12 protein-coding genes and 2 pseudogenes are annotated in these 14523 nt (G+C 69.3%); 13 read left to right on the plus strand and 1 reads right to left on the minus strand.

The genetic code is table 11. From position 1 onward, the window contains the following. The 5 genes and pseudogenes from G5C51_RS18965 to G5C51_RS18985 all read left to right on the plus strand — a co-directional run. Positions 1-995, plus strand: a pseudogene (locus tag G5C51_RS18965) (hypothetical protein); the annotation flags it as partial. A gap of 18 nt (positions 996-1013) precedes the next feature. Then, positions 1014-2023: pseudogene (locus G5C51_RS18970) on the plus strand (ABC transporter ATP-binding protein); the annotation flags it as partial. Positions 2024-2887: 864 nt separating this feature from the next. Further along, on the plus strand, positions 2888-3724 hold the full coding sequence (locus tag G5C51_RS18975) for an MlaE family ABC transporter permease (protein ID WP_165238943.1): 837 nt from the start codon (positions 2888-2890) through the stop codon (positions 3722-3724). Between the two features lie 4 nt (positions 3725-3728). After that, positions 3729-4640: an MlaE family ABC transporter permease gene (locus G5C51_RS18980; RefSeq protein WP_165238901.1), complete on the plus strand. Its 912-nt coding sequence runs from the start codon at positions 3729-3731 to the stop codon at positions 4638-4640. Beyond that, on the plus strand, positions 4640-5938 hold the full coding sequence (locus G5C51_RS18985; RefSeq protein ID WP_165238903.1) for an MCE family protein: 1299 nt from the start codon (positions 4640-4642) through the stop codon (positions 5936-5938). Before G5C51_RS18980 ends, G5C51_RS18985 begins: the two co-directional genes overlap by 1 nt. A 43-nt stretch (positions 5939-5981) precedes the next feature. On the opposite strand, the gene G5C51_RS18990 is transcribed toward G5C51_RS18985, so the two are convergent. Then, on the minus strand, positions 5982-7175 hold the full coding sequence (locus G5C51_RS18990; protein WP_165238905.1) for an RNA-guided endonuclease TnpB family protein: 1194 nt from the start codon (positions 7173-7175) through the stop codon (positions 5982-5984). A gap of 131 nt (positions 7176-7306) precedes the next feature. Here G5C51_RS18990 and G5C51_RS18995 point away from each other — a divergent pair, with 131 nt between their 5' ends. The 8 genes from G5C51_RS18995 to G5C51_RS19030 are packed head-to-tail and all read left to right on the plus strand — an operon-like array spanning position 7307 to position 14512. Then, a complete protein-coding gene (locus tag G5C51_RS18995) occupies positions 7307-8341 on the plus strand; it encodes an MCE family protein (RefSeq protein WP_165238907.1) in 1035 nt (344 codons plus the stop codon). Beyond that, the gene (locus G5C51_RS19000) at positions 8338-9366 is read left to right on the plus strand and encodes an MCE family protein (RefSeq protein ID WP_165238909.1); all 1029 of its coding nucleotides are present in this window, start codon (positions 8338-8340) and stop codon (positions 9364-9366) included. Before G5C51_RS18995 ends, G5C51_RS19000 begins: the two co-directional genes overlap by 4 nt. A 35-nt stretch (positions 9367-9401) precedes the next feature. Further along, a complete protein-coding gene (locus G5C51_RS19005; RefSeq protein ID WP_420824829.1) occupies positions 9402-10520 on the plus strand; it encodes an MCE family protein in 1119 nt (372 codons plus the stop codon). Then, positions 10517-11668, plus strand: a complete 1152-nt coding sequence (locus G5C51_RS19010; protein WP_165238911.1) for an MCE family protein — start codon at positions 10517-10519, stop codon at positions 11666-11668. The genes G5C51_RS19005 and G5C51_RS19010 overlap by 4 nt, the downstream gene beginning before the upstream one ends. Next, a complete protein-coding gene (locus G5C51_RS19015) occupies positions 11668-12876 on the plus strand; it encodes an MCE family protein (protein WP_165238913.1) in 1209 nt (402 codons plus the stop codon). The genes G5C51_RS19010 and G5C51_RS19015 overlap by 1 nt, the downstream gene beginning before the upstream one ends. Then, positions 12873-13367 carry a hypothetical protein gene (locus G5C51_RS19020; RefSeq protein WP_165238915.1) on the plus strand — a complete coding sequence of 165 codons (495 nt, stop codon included), beginning with the start codon at positions 12873-12875 and terminating at the stop codon, positions 13365-13367. Before G5C51_RS19015 ends, G5C51_RS19020 begins: the two co-directional genes overlap by 4 nt. An 8-nt stretch (positions 13368-13375) precedes the next feature. Further along, positions 13376-13972, plus strand: a complete 597-nt coding sequence (locus G5C51_RS19025; RefSeq protein ID WP_165238917.1) for a hypothetical protein — start codon at positions 13376-13378, stop codon at positions 13970-13972. A 12-nt stretch (positions 13973-13984) separates the two neighbouring features. After that, entirely contained in the window at positions 13985-14512 is a 528-nt protein-coding gene (locus G5C51_RS19030) for a hypothetical protein (RefSeq protein ID WP_165238919.1), read from the plus strand. The last annotated feature ends 11 nt before the right edge of the window (positions 14513-14523 follow it).

Here is a 14523-nt window from a genome sequence, read left to right on the forward strand (position 1 = left end):
AGGTTGCGCCGGTGACTGTGGGGTCGGGGGGCGATGTCACCTTCACCGCCGGGCAGTTGCGGCTGGAGCTGAAGACCGCGCCCGCCGAGGGCGATGCGACGACGTCCCGGCTGACCTGCGCGCCGGCCGAAGGGGCCCGTACGCGACTGGCGACGGTGCCGGTCGAGGAGACGGGGCGGGATGGCTCGTCCCCGCCGTCCTCGGAGTCCGGCGAGCCGAAGGCGGATGGCGACGGGAGCGGCGACGGCGGCTCCATCGACACGGGGGCGCAGCCGCTGGCGTCGGTGAGGAAGTGCCCGGAGGAGCCGCCGAAGGGAAAGCTGGACTCGAAGCGGCTGCCGAAGCCGCCCGCGGGAGCGGAGATCGAAGAGGGTGACGGCTCGGCCTACTGCGCCGTGCCGGTGGGCTTCTCCACGATCCGCAAGCAGAACGCCTCCGCCATCGTGAACGACCCGCGCGGACGCAACCGCGTCGGGATGATGAACCTCGCCTTCGACAAGCGGGTCGTGAAGGCCGACGGCTACACCGAGCGCGACATGCTGGGGATCATGTCCCTCGCGGACACCCGGTCGACCTTCTTGTCCTTCGGCTTCCAGCCGACGAGCGCCATGGTCAGCTTCGAGGCCGACCCCGCGACGATCGTCTTCACCACCCGGGCAGGTAAGACCTCCACCAGCGTGGGCTATTGGCAGCATCTGCGCGTCTACGACGTCACCGTCAACGGCGCCCGCCTCGACGTCGGGTCGAAGTGCCGCACCTCGAAGAAGATCGACACGAGGCTCACCGCCGGCTCCGACTACAACCCGGTCGACGGCGGGGTCATGACCGGCTCGATCGACATCCCCAAGTTCAGTGGCTGCGGATCCGGTGGCGAGGACCTGGACCCGCTGATCAACGCCACGATCGCCGGACCCGGCAACAAGCTCAAGATCCGCCAAGGCGGCGTCTGCGGCCCCGGCCAGGTCTGTGAAATTCCGAAGCTTCCGGCGCTCTAGCCAACCACGGGAGGTGCAATGGGAATCGAAGTAGTCGTCGAGGGTCTGACCAAGACGTTCGGCAAGCAGAACATCTGGCAGAACGTGACGCTCACCCTGCCTGCCGGCGAAGTGAGCGTCATGCTCGGGCCGTCCGGCACCGGCAAGACCGTCTTCCTGAAGTCGCTGGTGGGTCTGATCCGTCCCGAGCAGGGGCGCGTGATGATCGACGGCGTCGACATGGTCAACAGCCGGGAGCACGAGGTCTACGAGACCCGGAAGCTGTTCGGCCTGATGTTCCAGGACGGCGCGCTCTTCGGCTCGCTGCCGCTCTACGACAACATCGCCTTCCCGCTGCGCGAGCACACCCGCAAGAAGGAGTCGGAGATCCGCCGCATCGTGATGGAGCGGATCGACATGGTGGGGCTGCTCGGCTCCGAGAACAAACTCCCCGGGGAGATCTCGGGCGGGATGCGGAAGCGGGCCGGGCTGGCGCGGGCGCTGGTCCTCGATCCGCAGATCCTGCTGGTCGACGAGCCGGACTCGGGGCTTGATCCGGTGCGTACGGCGTACATCTCGCAGCTGCTCATCGACCTCAACGCGCAGATCGACGCGACGATGCTGATCGTCACCCACAATCTCGACATCGCGGCGACGGTTCCCGACAACATGGGCATGCTCTACCGCCGCGGGCTTGTCATGTTCGGGCCCCGCGAAGTGCTGCTGACCAGCGAGGAGCCGGCGGTCGAGCAGTTCCTCGCCGGGCGGCGGATGGGCCCCATCGGCATGTCCGAGGAAAAGGACCAGGCGACGCTCGCCCAGGAGCAACTCAACGGCCTCGGCGAGAACATGCGCGGCCCACGCGGCCTCGAACCACAACTGGAGCCGACGCCTGGGATGCCGCCGCGGGGCGCGGTGCGCCGGCGGCGCGAGCGGGTGCGACACATGCTGCACGAGCTGCCGCCGAAGGCGCGCGAGGCGATCGAGGAGGACCTCGCCGCCGACTTGGCAGCGGCCACGCGACCGCTGCCGGTGCGGGATCCGGAGCGGCCGCGATTGTCGCCGCGGGACGGGGGGATCGGCGGGACGGGTGGCTTTGGCGGTACGGGCGGCTTCGGCGGTACCGGTGGCACCGGCGACTTCGGTGGCGCGATGCCGCCTGGCGGCGGTGGCGTTGGCGGTATTGGCGGCGCAACGCCGCCTGGCGGCGGCATCGGCGGCGCGATGGGCCAGGGCCTGGCGGCCCAGGGGCCCGGGGCGACGATGCCTGGCGGCGCGGATTCCGGGGCGACGATGCCTGGCGGCGCGGGTTCCGGGGCGACGGCGCCTGGCGGCGCGGGTTCCGGGGCGACGGCGCCTGGCGGCGCGGGCTCCGGGGTAACGATGCCCGGTGGCGCGGGCTCCGAGGCGCAGTCTTCCGGCGGCTACGGGCCCGGGACCCCCGGCGTGTACGAGCCGTATGCGCCGCAGCGGCCCGCCGGCCCGGCCGCCACCGTGGATGGACCGGATGGTGGCCCTGGTGGTGGCGCCGATCCGGCCGCCGGACAGCCCTCCGGCCCGTACGCCACGGGTGGCCAAGCCCCTGGCAGCGACCGCGCGCCTGACGCCTCCGGCGCCTACGCCTCGGATGCCCAAGCACCCGGCAGCGGCAGCACGCCTGACGCCCCGTATGCCTCGGATGCCCAAGCGCCGCGCGCTCGCACGACCGACAGCCAAGCCCCCGACCCGTACGCCACCGAAGGCCGAGCCCCCGGCAGCGACCGCGCGCCCGACAGCCGGACCCCCGACCCGTACCCCGCCGAAGGCCAAGCGCCGCGCGCCCGTGGCTTCTTCACACCCAAGGAGCAGCCGTGACCGCGCCGCCCGGGAATCCGCCACCCGCCGCCGGCGATCCGGCCGGTGACTGGCCGCCGATGCCGCGGGCCGAGGAAGCGGCGGCGCCGCCACCGGCGCCACCGCCCCCCATGCCCCGGCAGCCGCTCCCCGGCCTCGGCGTCCTCCGCGAGATCGGCCAGATGTTCGCGCTCGGGCTCTCCGTCACGCGGCTGATCTTCAAGCGGCCGTTTCAGACGCGGGAGTTCATCGAGCAGTTCTGGTTCATCGCCAGCGTGTCCATCCTCCCCGCCATGCTCGTCACCATCCCCTTCGGTGCCGTCATCGCGCTGCAAGTCGGGTCGCTCATCAGTCAGTTCGGGGCGCAGTCCTTCACCGGTGGTGCCAGCGTCCTCGTGCTCATTCAGCAGGCCAGCCCGATGATCGTGTGTCTGCTCATCTCCGGCGTCGCCGGCTCCGCGATCTGCGCGGATCTCGCCGCCCGTACGATCCGCGAGGAACTGGACGCGATGGAGGTCATGGGCATCTCGCCCGTCCAGCGCCTCGTCGTCCCGCGCGTCCTCGCCGTCGTCATCGTCGCCGTACTCCTCAACGGACTTGTCTCCGTCGTCGGCACCCTCGGCGGCTACTTCTTCAACGTCATCATGCAGAACGGCACCCCGGGCGCGTATCTGTCCTCCTTCTCCGCGCTCGCGCAGCTGCCCGATCTCTACATCAGCGAGATCAAGGCGATGATCTTCGGCTTCATCGCCGGCATCGTCGCCGCCTACCGCGGGCTGAACCCCAAGGGCGGGCCGAAGGGCGTCGGCGACGTCGTGAACCAGTCCGTCGTCTTCACCTTCCTGCTGCTCTTCTTCGTGAATGTCGTGATCACCGGCATCTACCTGCAGCTCGTCCCCACCAAGGGGGTGGTCTGAAGCCATGGCCGTCATCGAGCAGCCGGGCGCGGCCGCCCCGGGGGAGCCCGAGGAGCCGCCGCAGAAGAAGGGCTTCATACGCAACGGGCTGCCCGCCCACCGCGGCGCCACTGGTGAGTGGTTCCGCTGGCTCGACCGCCCCGGTGACGAGCTGCTCTTCTACATCCGCGCGCTGCTGTGGATACCGCGGGCCGTGCGCCGCTACCCCAAGGAAGTCCAGCGGATCTTCTCCGAGGTCTCCTTCGGCTCCGGCGGCCTCGGCGTCATCGGCGGCACCGTCGGCGTGATGGTCGGCATCACCGTCTTCACCGGCACCGTCGTCGGCCTGCAGGGTTACGCGGCGCTGAGCCAGATCGGCACCGACGCCTTCACCGGGTTCGTCTCGGCGTACTTCAACACCCGCGAGATCGCACCCCTCGTCGCCGCCCTCTCCCTCTCCACCACCGTCGGCGCCGGGTTCACCGCGCAGCTCGGCGCGATGCGGATCAACGAGGAGGTCGACGCCCTGGAGTCGATGGGCGTGCACTCCATCCCGTATCTCGTCTCCACCCGCATCGTCGCCGGCGCGCTCGCGATCATCCCGCTCTACGGGATCGGGCTGCTCGGCTCGTACGTCGCCTCGCGCGCCGTCACGACCCTCTTCAACAACCAGTCCACCGGCACCTACGACCACTACTTCAACCTCTTCCTGGTGCCGACGGACGTCCTCCTCTCCTTCCTCAAGGTGCTGATCTTCAGCGTCCTGGTGATCCTCGCCCACTGCTATTACGGCTTCCGCGCCGCCGGCGGCCCGGCGGGCGTGGGTGTGGCCGTGGGCCGGTCGGTACGGACCGCGATCGTGCTGATCAGCATCACCGACTTCTTCCTCAGCCTGGCGCTCTGGGGCGCCACGACAACGGTGAAGGTGGCGGGCTGATGGCCACAACCAAGCTGCGGCCCAACGAGCGCACCGTGCGCCGCCGCCGGCGCATCGCCGGCGTCGTCTACCTACTGGCGCCCGCGCTGCTGATCTGGCTGTCGCTCGCCGTCTACGACAAGGAGTTCCGCGACTCCGACACGGTGATCGTGGAGACCGCGACCGTCGGCAGCGAGATGAACCCGCACGCGGACGTGAAGCTGCGCGGCGTCGTCATCGGCGAGGTCACGAAGATCGACACCGACGGCGAGAAGTCCCGGCTCACCCTCGAGCTGCAGCCCGGCAAGATGACCCGGATCCCGGCCGACGTATCGGCGCAGCTGCTGCCGACGACGCTCTTCGGCCAGCGATTCGTCTCGCTGGTGCCGCCGAGCACCCAGGCCGCCACGCAGACCCTCGCCGCCGGCGCCGTCATCCCGCAGAACCGCAGCCGCAATGCCGTGGAGCTGGAAGAGGCGCTCGACAATCTGCTGCCGCTGCTCACCGCCGTACAGCCCGAGAAGCTCTCGGCCACCCTCTCCGCGCTCTCCTCCGCCTTCGAGGGCCGCGGCGAAAAGATCGGCAAGGCGATGACGACGCTCGACGGCTATCTGAAGGAGTTCAACCCGAACCTCCCGGAGCTGAACGAGGACATCAAGCAGCTGGTGAAGGTCTCCGACACGTACTCCAAAGCGGCCCCCGACATCGTCGACGCGCTGCACGACGCCACCACCACCAGCGCCACCCTCGCCGCGCAGCGGGCCGAACTCTCCACCCTCTACGCCTCGGTGACGGCGAGCTCGCAGGACCTGGACACCTGGATGAAGCAGAACAGCTCCAACCTGATCCGCCTGTCCGGCACCGCCCGCCCGACGATGGAGATCCTCGGCCGGTACGCGCCCGCCTTCCCCTGCACGCTCGCCACGGTGGCCGACTTCGTGCCGCGGATGGACGCCGCGCTCGGCAAGGGCACCGACCAGCACGGGCTGCGGGTGGACGTGAACGTGGTCAAGGACCGCGGCGAGTATCTGCCGGGCCGGGACGCGCCGAGCTACGGCGCCGGCGGCGGGCCGCGCTGCTATCCGGCGGGCGGCGGCACCGGGGCCCGTAGCGCCTCGGCATCGGCCCCCGCCGCCGCTTCCGCGAACACCTTCACCACCAGCGCGAACGACCTCGGCGTCGCCAACTCGCCGCAGGAGAACCAGCTGGTCAACGAGCTGGTCGCGGCCGAGACCAAGAGCGGCCCCGACGAGCTCCCGGACTGGTCGAGCGTTCTGTCAGGGCCCGCCTACCGCGGTGCGGAGGTGAAGCTCAATTGACGTCCTCCTCCAGCTGAGGGCTGGGGGATTCCAACACTCGTTCCTATGTAGAGAGGAGGCGCTCGTGTTGAGGTTCGCGGTGCTCCGACCCGGTATCCCTGGGCCCTTCCCGCGCAGACACGGCATGCCCTGCCGCGTTTTCGATGTTGCGTGCCGCGTTCACGTCGGCATTGCCGGTGTATCCGCAGGATCGGCAGCGGAAGACGGCTTGGCTCTCGCGCGCCCTCCGATCCACGACTCCGCACGCCGAGCAACGCTGACTCGTGAACACAGGATTGATCTTGATTACGCGGCCAGGAGCCTTGTGCTCCAACCGCGTCACGAGTGCACTCCAGCCATTGGCGAGGATGCCTCGGTTCAGACCTGCCTTCTGCCGCACCCCGCGACCGGGCATATCGACAGTGCCTTTCGCCGAGGCCGTCATGCCTCGCACGTTCAGGTTCTCGACGCCGATGACGTCGAAGCGACGGGCCAGTTCGGTCGAGGTCTTCTCGACCCAGTCCTTACGCCTGTCCGCCTCGCGCGCCTTGAGTCGCGCGATCGCGACCTTGGTCTCCCGGCGCCGCTTCGAACCGCGCTTGGCACGGGCCAGCCGACGCTGCAGCCGTACCAGCTTCCGCTGCACGCCGTGCCCCAGTCCGGGTACTTGGAGCAGCTTCCCGGTAGACAGCGCAGCAGAGATGGTCACACCCCGGTCCACGCCTACCGTAGCGCCGCTCCCAGGTGCCTGGATGGGGTCAGGAATCACGGCGAACGCGATGTGCCAGCGTCCAGCCCGGTCTCGGGTGACCCGGTAGGACTTCGCGCCCTCCGCCGCTGCCCGCGACCAGCGAAAGCGCACCCAGCCCACCTTGGGCACCATTACCTCGCCGACCTTGCGGGACAGCCGTCTCATCCTGTCCGCCCGATGTGCGACGATCCGAAAGCCCTCATGCCTTCCTGCTTTGCGCCACGTCGGTCTGCGGTGGGTACCGGAGAAATAGTTCGTCATGGCACGGGCAAAGTCGCGCAGGGCCTGCTGCTGCACCGTCTGCGATCCGGTCGCGAGCCAGTCGAACGCGGCTCGCGCCTCGGTCAGCTGCCTGCACTGCTGCACATATCCCGGCGCGGCCTTGCGGCCGGGGCGCCAAAGGGAGTGCTGCTCCACCGCCAAGTTCCACACGAACCGTGCGTGCGCGCAATGCTCCAGCAGCATGGCCTCCTGGGCGGGCGTTGGTTGCAGACGGTAGCGCGACACCCCCTCAACGTAACGGCCGCCACTGACAATGCCGTTCAATCCAAGGTGCTCAGCGGTTCTCCCTGTCTTGCTACGCAGCTGATCCACTCACTCCGCCGGCTGAGGCCGGGGGCATTCGGGAAGGAATCCCGATGAGCGCCCGCAAGTCCCTCACCGGACCCCTCGTCAAGTCCGCGATCTTCGTGCTGGTGACCGCGATCGCCACGACCGTCCTGGCCTTCTCGGTCGCCAACACCGGCGTCGGATCCACCCGTTCGTACAAGGCGTGGTTCACCGACACCACCGGTCTCATCGTCGGCGACTCTGTGCGGGTCGCCGGCGTGCAGGTCGGCCAGGTCGCGTCGATCGAGGTCGTACAGCGGCGGTACGCCCAGGTGACCTTCGAGGTGGAGAAGAACCGCGGCCTCCCCGCCTCCACCACCGCGTCGATCAAGTACCTCAACATGGTCGGCCAGCGCTACGTGGACCTGCAGCGCGGCACCGGTCCGCTGGACCAGCAGCTCCCCGCCGGCGGCACCATCCCGCTCAAGCGCACCGAGCCCGCCCTCGACCTGACCGAGCTGTTCAACGGCTTCCAGCCGCTGATGCAGGGCCTGTCCCCCGCGGACACCAACAAGCTCGCCGCCTCCATCGTGCAGGTGCTGCAGGGCGAGGGCACCACCGTCACGTCGCTCATCGACACCGTCGGCTCGCTGACCACCACCCTGGCCAAGAAGGACAAGGCCATCGGGAAGGTCATCGACAACCTCACCAAGGTGCTGAAGACCGTGAACAAGCGGCAGACCGAGTTCACCGAGCTCATCGGCACGCTGGAGGAGCTCGTCCGCGGCTTCGCGGGCGACCGGAAGCCGATCGGCGAGGCCATCGGTTCCATGGGGAAGCTCGCGACCGCCACCTCCGGGCTCTTCAAGGACGGGCGGAAGCCGATCAAGGACAACATCCGCGAGGTCGGGCGGCTCTCCGAGAACCTCAATGACGACGCCCCGCTGCTGGAGAACGCGCTCAAGAAGACCCCGGCCAAGATGGCCGCGATCGGCCGCACCGCCTCCTACGGCTCCTGGCTGAACCTCTACCTCTGCCAGGCCAAGGTCAGCGGCGCCGAGACGTACGGCGGCGGCAAACCGCCCACCGGCATCGGGCTCAAGGGCGGGAGGTGCCGGTCATGAGGCTGCTGCCCCGGCTGAAGCCGGTCAAGGAACGCAATCCCGTCGGGATCGCCCTCATCGGGCTGCTCATCATGACCTTCATCGGGCTGCTCGCGTACAACGCCGCCTCGCTGCCGGTCGTCGGCAACACGGGCACCGTCTATACGGCCGACTTCCAGGAGGCCGCCGGGCTCAAGGACGGCGACAAGGTGCGCATCGCCGGCGTGCAGGTCGGCGAGGTGCAGTCGGTGGCGCTCGACGGGCCCAAGGTGAAGGTGAGCTTCTCCGTGGACGGCTGGGTCGGCGAGGACAGCCGGGTCGGCATCGGCATCGCCACGCTGCTCGGCTCGAAGTACCTGGCCGTGGAGCCGCTGGGCTCCCGCGCCCAGGACCCGGACAAGCGGATCGAGCAGGGCCGCACCACCTCCCCGTACGACGTCATCGAGGCCTTCAACGGGCTGAGCAGGACCGTCGGCGACCTCGACACGTCGAAGATCGAGGCCAGCTTCAAGGTGCTCGCCTCCACCTTCAAGGACACCCCGCCGTCGGTACGGAAGGCCATGACCGGCCTCTCCGGCCTCTCGCAGACCATCTCCACCCGCAACGACCAGCTCGGCGAGCTGCTCAAGGGCAGCAAGTCGGTGGCGAAGACGCTCAACGACAACAGCGACGAATTCGAGTCGCTGCTGAAGAACGGCAACCTGCTGCTCGGCGAGATCCGCTTCCGCCGCGACTCCATCCACGCCTTGCTCACCGGCGCCCGCGACCTCGGCCGCGAGCTGAGCGGCGTGGTCAAGGACAACAAGGAGCAGATCGGGCCGGCGCTCGACGCCCTCGGCCGGGTCACCACCGTGCTGGAGCGCAACAAGAAGAGCCTCGACGCGGCGCTCAAGGCGGCGGGCCCGTACTACCGGACGGTCGGCAACGCCCTCGGCAGCGGCCGCTGGATGGACTCCTACGTCTGCGGCCTGGTCCCGAAGAACTACGTCCCGGCAGGCACGCTCCCGGTCACCGGGTGCAAGCCGCCCAAGTCAGGAGGCCGCTGATGGCGGGCGATACGAGGCTGTCCCTCGGCGACCGCATGGCCGACGCCCTCGGTGACCTGTGGGGCCGCCGGCTGATGGTGATCATCGTGGTGCTCGCGCTGCTCGGCGTGGTCGGCGCGTGGGGTGCCGGGAAGGTCTTCGGCAGCAGCGACAGCAAGAAGATCACCGCGTACTTCGACCGCGCCGTCAGCGTGCACGAGGGCTCGGATGTGCGGGTGCTGGGCGTGAAGATCGGCACCGTCGACGACATCGAGCCGCGCGGCAAGCAGGTCAAGGTCGAGCTGAGCGTCGACGACGGCGTGAAGGTGCCGCGCCGGGTGCAGGCCGTGGTGGTCGCGCCGAGCGTGGTCGCCGGGCGGTTCGTGCAGCTCAGCCCGCCGTGGCAGGCCGGGGAGCAGTTCCCGGACGGCGGCGTCATCCCGGCCACGGACACCGCGACGCCGGTGGAGGTCGACGAGCTCATGAAGTCCGTTACGGACCTGAGCGAGGCGCTCGGGCCCAAGGGCGCCAACAAGAACGGCGCCCTGTCAGACCTGCTCAACACGGGCGCCGCCAACCTCAAGGGCAACGGCAAGGCCTTCGGCGAGACCATCAAGAACCTCGGCGGGGCCGCGTCCGTGCTCAACGGCAACAGCGGCGACCTGGTGAAAACGGTGGAGGGGCTGCAGAAGTTCACCACCATGCTGAAGAAGAACGACAAGGGCGTGCGGACGGCGGCCAAGCAGCTGGCGGATGTCTCGAAATTCCTCTCCGACGACAAGGAGAATCTGGCGGCCGCACTGAAGGACCTGGGCACGGCACTCGGCCAGGTCAAGGGCTTCATCCAGGAGAACCGCGGCCGGCTGAAGTCCAATGTCGACAGACTCGCCAAGCTCACCCAGTCGGTCGTCGACCAGCGCAAATCGGTGGCGGAGGCGCTGGATGTGCTGCCGCTGGCCGCGCAGAACATCGACAACGCGTACAACCCGCGCACCAACACCCTCGACGGCCGGGCGAACATCAACGAGCTGACGATGACGCGCGGCGGCAACTCCCTGAAGTCCGCGGGTCTGGAGGCCGTACCGGAAACGCGGCGCAGCTCGCTGCCGGCCCTGCCGCTGCCCTCGGTGGGCGACGTCTACGGCACCCCGGCCAAGGCGGGTGACGACGAATGAGCCGCCGCGCCGCACGCATCGGCATGACCTTCTCGGTCGGGATCACCCTCGCGGGCCTCGCGATGATCCCGGGCGGGTGCAGCATGCCGCAGTTCAACGGGATCCAGGACATCCCGCTCCCGGGCGGGGCCGACCTCGGCAACTACCCGTACACGGTGACGGCCGAGTTCAAGAACGTCGTCTCCCTCGTCCCGCAGTCGTCGGTGAAGGTCAACGACGTCACCGTCGGCCGGGTCACCAAGATCACGGTCGGCAAGGACGGCTGGAGCGCCAAGGTCCGGATGCGCGTCAACGGCAAGGTGTGGCTGCCCGCCAACGCCTACGCGAACGTGGAGCAGTCGAGCCTGCTGGGCGAGAAGTACATCCAGCTGGTGGCGCCGGAGGACATGCGCAAACGGCCCGACAGCAACGACTCCCAGATCGCCACCGCCGCCGCCCCGGCCAACGACCGCGCCCAGCTGAAGGACGGCGCGACCATCCCCCTGGCCCGTACGAACCGGAACCCGGAGGTCGAGGAGGTCTTCGGCGCCCTGTCGCTGCTCCTCAACGGCGGCGGCGTGCAGCAGATCTCGACGATCACCAGCGAGCTGAACAAAGCCCTCGGCGGCAACGAGGAGCAGGCCAAGTCCGTACTGACGCGGATGAACACGCTCTCGAAGGACCTGAACAAGAACAAGGGGAACATCACCAAGGCCCTGGACAGCATCAACAAGCTCTCCTCCACCCTCGCCGCCCGCGACACCAAGATCGGCGACGTGCTGAAGAACCTGACCCCCGGCATGAAGACGCTCAAGGACCAGCGCACCTCCCTCGTCACCATGCTGCGGGCGCTCGACACCCTCTCCACGGTGGCCGTCGACACGATCGACAAGAGCAAGGACGACCTGGTCGCCGACCTCCGCGCGCTGGCCCCTGTGCTGAAGAACCTGGCGGACTCCGGGAGGGACCTGCCGAAGTCGCTGCAGGTGATGTTCACGTACCCCTTCACCGATGAGGTGCTCAGCGGCGTGAAGGGCGACTACCTCAACGTCTATCTGCGGATCGCGGCCCGGCCGGGGACGGAGATCGTGCCGCCGGTCTCGGGCGGCGGCTCGAACGGCACCCGGAGTACGCCGCTGCCGCTGCCGTCGGCGGGAGGGGAGAGCTGATGCTGACGCTCAGGACACATCTGAAGAACATCGCCTTCATCGTGCTGGGGTTGTTCGTGCTCGCGTACATCGGCATGAACTACGCGGACTTGGGCCGGCTCGTGGGCGCGAAGAACTACTACACCGTGCGGGTCGGGATGCCGGAGACCGGCGGCCTCTTCGACCACGCCAACGTCACGTATCGAGGCGTCGACGTCGGTCGCGTAGGCAAGATGAAGCTGACCGACAGCGGGGTCGAGGCCGAGCTGCAGATCCGCGATTCGGCGCCGAAGATACCCGCCGATCTGACCGCGAAGGTGGCCAATCTGTCGGCGGTCGGCGAGCAGTACATCGACCTGGCGCCGCGGTCGGACGAGGGCCCGTACCTGAGCGATGGTGCCTACGTGCCGCCGCAGCAGGCGACGACGCCGCCGCCGGTGACGGACGTGCTGAGCAGCGTCAACGGCCTTGCGGCGTCGGTCGATCTGGACTCGCTGCGCACGGTCGTCGACGAGCTCGGCAAGGGCTTCGCGGGGCGCGGGCAGGACCTGCAGATCCTGGTGGATACGGGCAGCGAGTTCATCCAGGCCGCCGACAAGGCGCTGCCGGCCACGACGAAGCTGATCGTCGACGCGCAGACGGTGCTCACCACCCAGGCCGAGGAGTCGAAGGCGATCGAGTCCTTCGGCACCGACGCCGCGGCGCTCGCGGCCAAGCTCGAATCCTCCGACCTGGACCTGCGCAAGCTCATCGCCCAGACGCCGGAGGCCGCGAACCAGTTCACCGCGCTGCTGCGGGACACCGACCCCGGCTTCTCCGTGCTGCTCGCCAACCTCCTCACGACATCCGAGCTGCTCGTCACCCGCCAGCGCGGCACCGAGGAGCTGATGGTGCGCATCCCGCGGATCGCGGCGAACGGCAACAACACCATCTCCTCGAAGGGGGTGCGGCTCGGAATGGTCACCACCTTCTTCAAGCCGCTGCCGTGCACGGCCGGTTACGGCGGGACGGCGTACCGGAACGGGCTGGAGACGACGCCGGCGAAGACGAACACGTCGGCGCGCTGCGCCTCGGGGGCGGGGAGCGGCATCAACGTCCGCGGCTCGCAGAACGCGCCGCGGGGCGGAGTGCCGACGCCGGCGCGGGCGGGATCGCTGGGCGGCGCCCGGGACGCGAATGTGAATGACAGCCCGACGGATATGGACGGGCTGCTGGGGGGTGGCCGATGAGGCTCGCCTTCCGGCTCCTGCTGGTCCTGTCCTTCGCCTTTACGGGCTTCGCGGGCTGGACGTACGCCCAGGCGCGGAGCGACGACGACCTGTCGTTCGCCAAGACCCGGGACGCCGCGCTGAACGCGGCCCGTACCCACATCGCCACGCTCAACAGCATGGACGGCGAGCGGATCGGCGACGGGGTGCGTCGCTGGCGCGCGGCCTCGACGGGCGCGCTGGAGGCGGAGATCGGCCGTAACGGGACGAAGAGCGCGAAGGTCCTGGCCCAGGAGGGCACGACGGCACGCGGGACGGTCACGGACGCGGCGCTGACGGACCTGGACGCGCGGGCCGGGACGGCGACGGCGATCGCGACGGTACGGGTCGAGGTCGAGCCGCGCGGCGGGGACGCGAAGACGGACCGGAAGCGATTCCAGGCGGACCTGGAGCGGACGAAGAGCGGCTGGAAGCTGGCTTCGCTGGGGGCTGTAGCGGTGGGGAGGCGGTGACTGTGGCGATGACGACGGAAACGAAGGACGCCGATGCCGGTGCTTCGGGCACCTCAGGCGCCTCTGGTGCTCGCGCGCACCGCCGCCGGGCTGCCCGTAAGCCGAAGCGCACGGGCCGCCGGCTGACCGCGGCACTGCTCCTCATCTGCCTGCTGGCCACCGGAGGGGGCCTTCTCATCGCCACATCACAGCTGCAGGACGGCGCCGACCCGAACAACAAGGCGCTCACCGACGCGGGGGCGACGGGCAACGTCGCCGGCGACGTAGGCAACGCCGTCGCCCGCATCTTCACGTACACCCCGGACACCCTCGACACCACCCGCCAGGACGCGAAGGAGCTGCTTCGCGGGGAGGCGGCCGAGCAGTACGACCGCCTCTTCGCCCGCCTCGCCCCGCGGGTGGCGGAGCAGCAGATCTCGCTCACCACCAATGTCATCCGCACCGGCGTGGTCGACCTCACCGACACCACCGCCCACGTGCTGCTCTTCCTCGACCAGACCAGCGAGCGCAAAGGCGGCAAACCCAGCACGGCCGCCGCCCAGCTGTCCGTAACCGCCGAACAGCACGGCGGCACCTGGCAGATCACCAAGATCAAGGCCCGCTAGGGGAGACACCGCATGCCCAGAGCCATCACCCCGACCCGCACCGCACTCGCCCTCACCGCGGCCGCGGCGACGGCCGCCATCTGGGGCGGCACGTCGTGGTACGCCGCCGCCAACGACGACTCCGCCGCTTTCGCCAAGTCGAGGGACGAGGTCCTGGCCGCGGGCGAGCAAGGCGTACAGAACCTGCAGACCCTCGACTACCGCGACATCGACGACGGCCTCGCCACCTGGGAGTCCTCGGCGACGGGCGATCTCCTGACCGAACTCAAGGGGGGCCGCGCCGACTTCGAGAAGCAGGTGAAGTCCGCGAAGTCCGTCACCACGGCCAAGGTCCTCTCCGGCGCGGTCACCGAGCTGGACGACCGGGCGGGCAAGGCGAGCGTGATGGTCGCGGTCCGGATCACGGTCGACACGGCCAAGGAGAAGCCGGGCAGCAAGGAGAGCCGCATCCTCGGCGAGCTCACCCGCACCGATGACGGCTGGAAGCTCAGCGCCCTGAGCGAGGCCCCGGTCGAGAGCGCCACCGGCGCCGGCCAGTGAGGGAGGACTGA

Source organism: Streptomyces coryli, assembly GCF_011044975.1.
GTDB classification, from domain to species: domain Bacteria; phylum Actinomycetota; class Actinomycetes; order Streptomycetales; family Streptomycetaceae; genus Streptomyces; species Streptomyces coryli.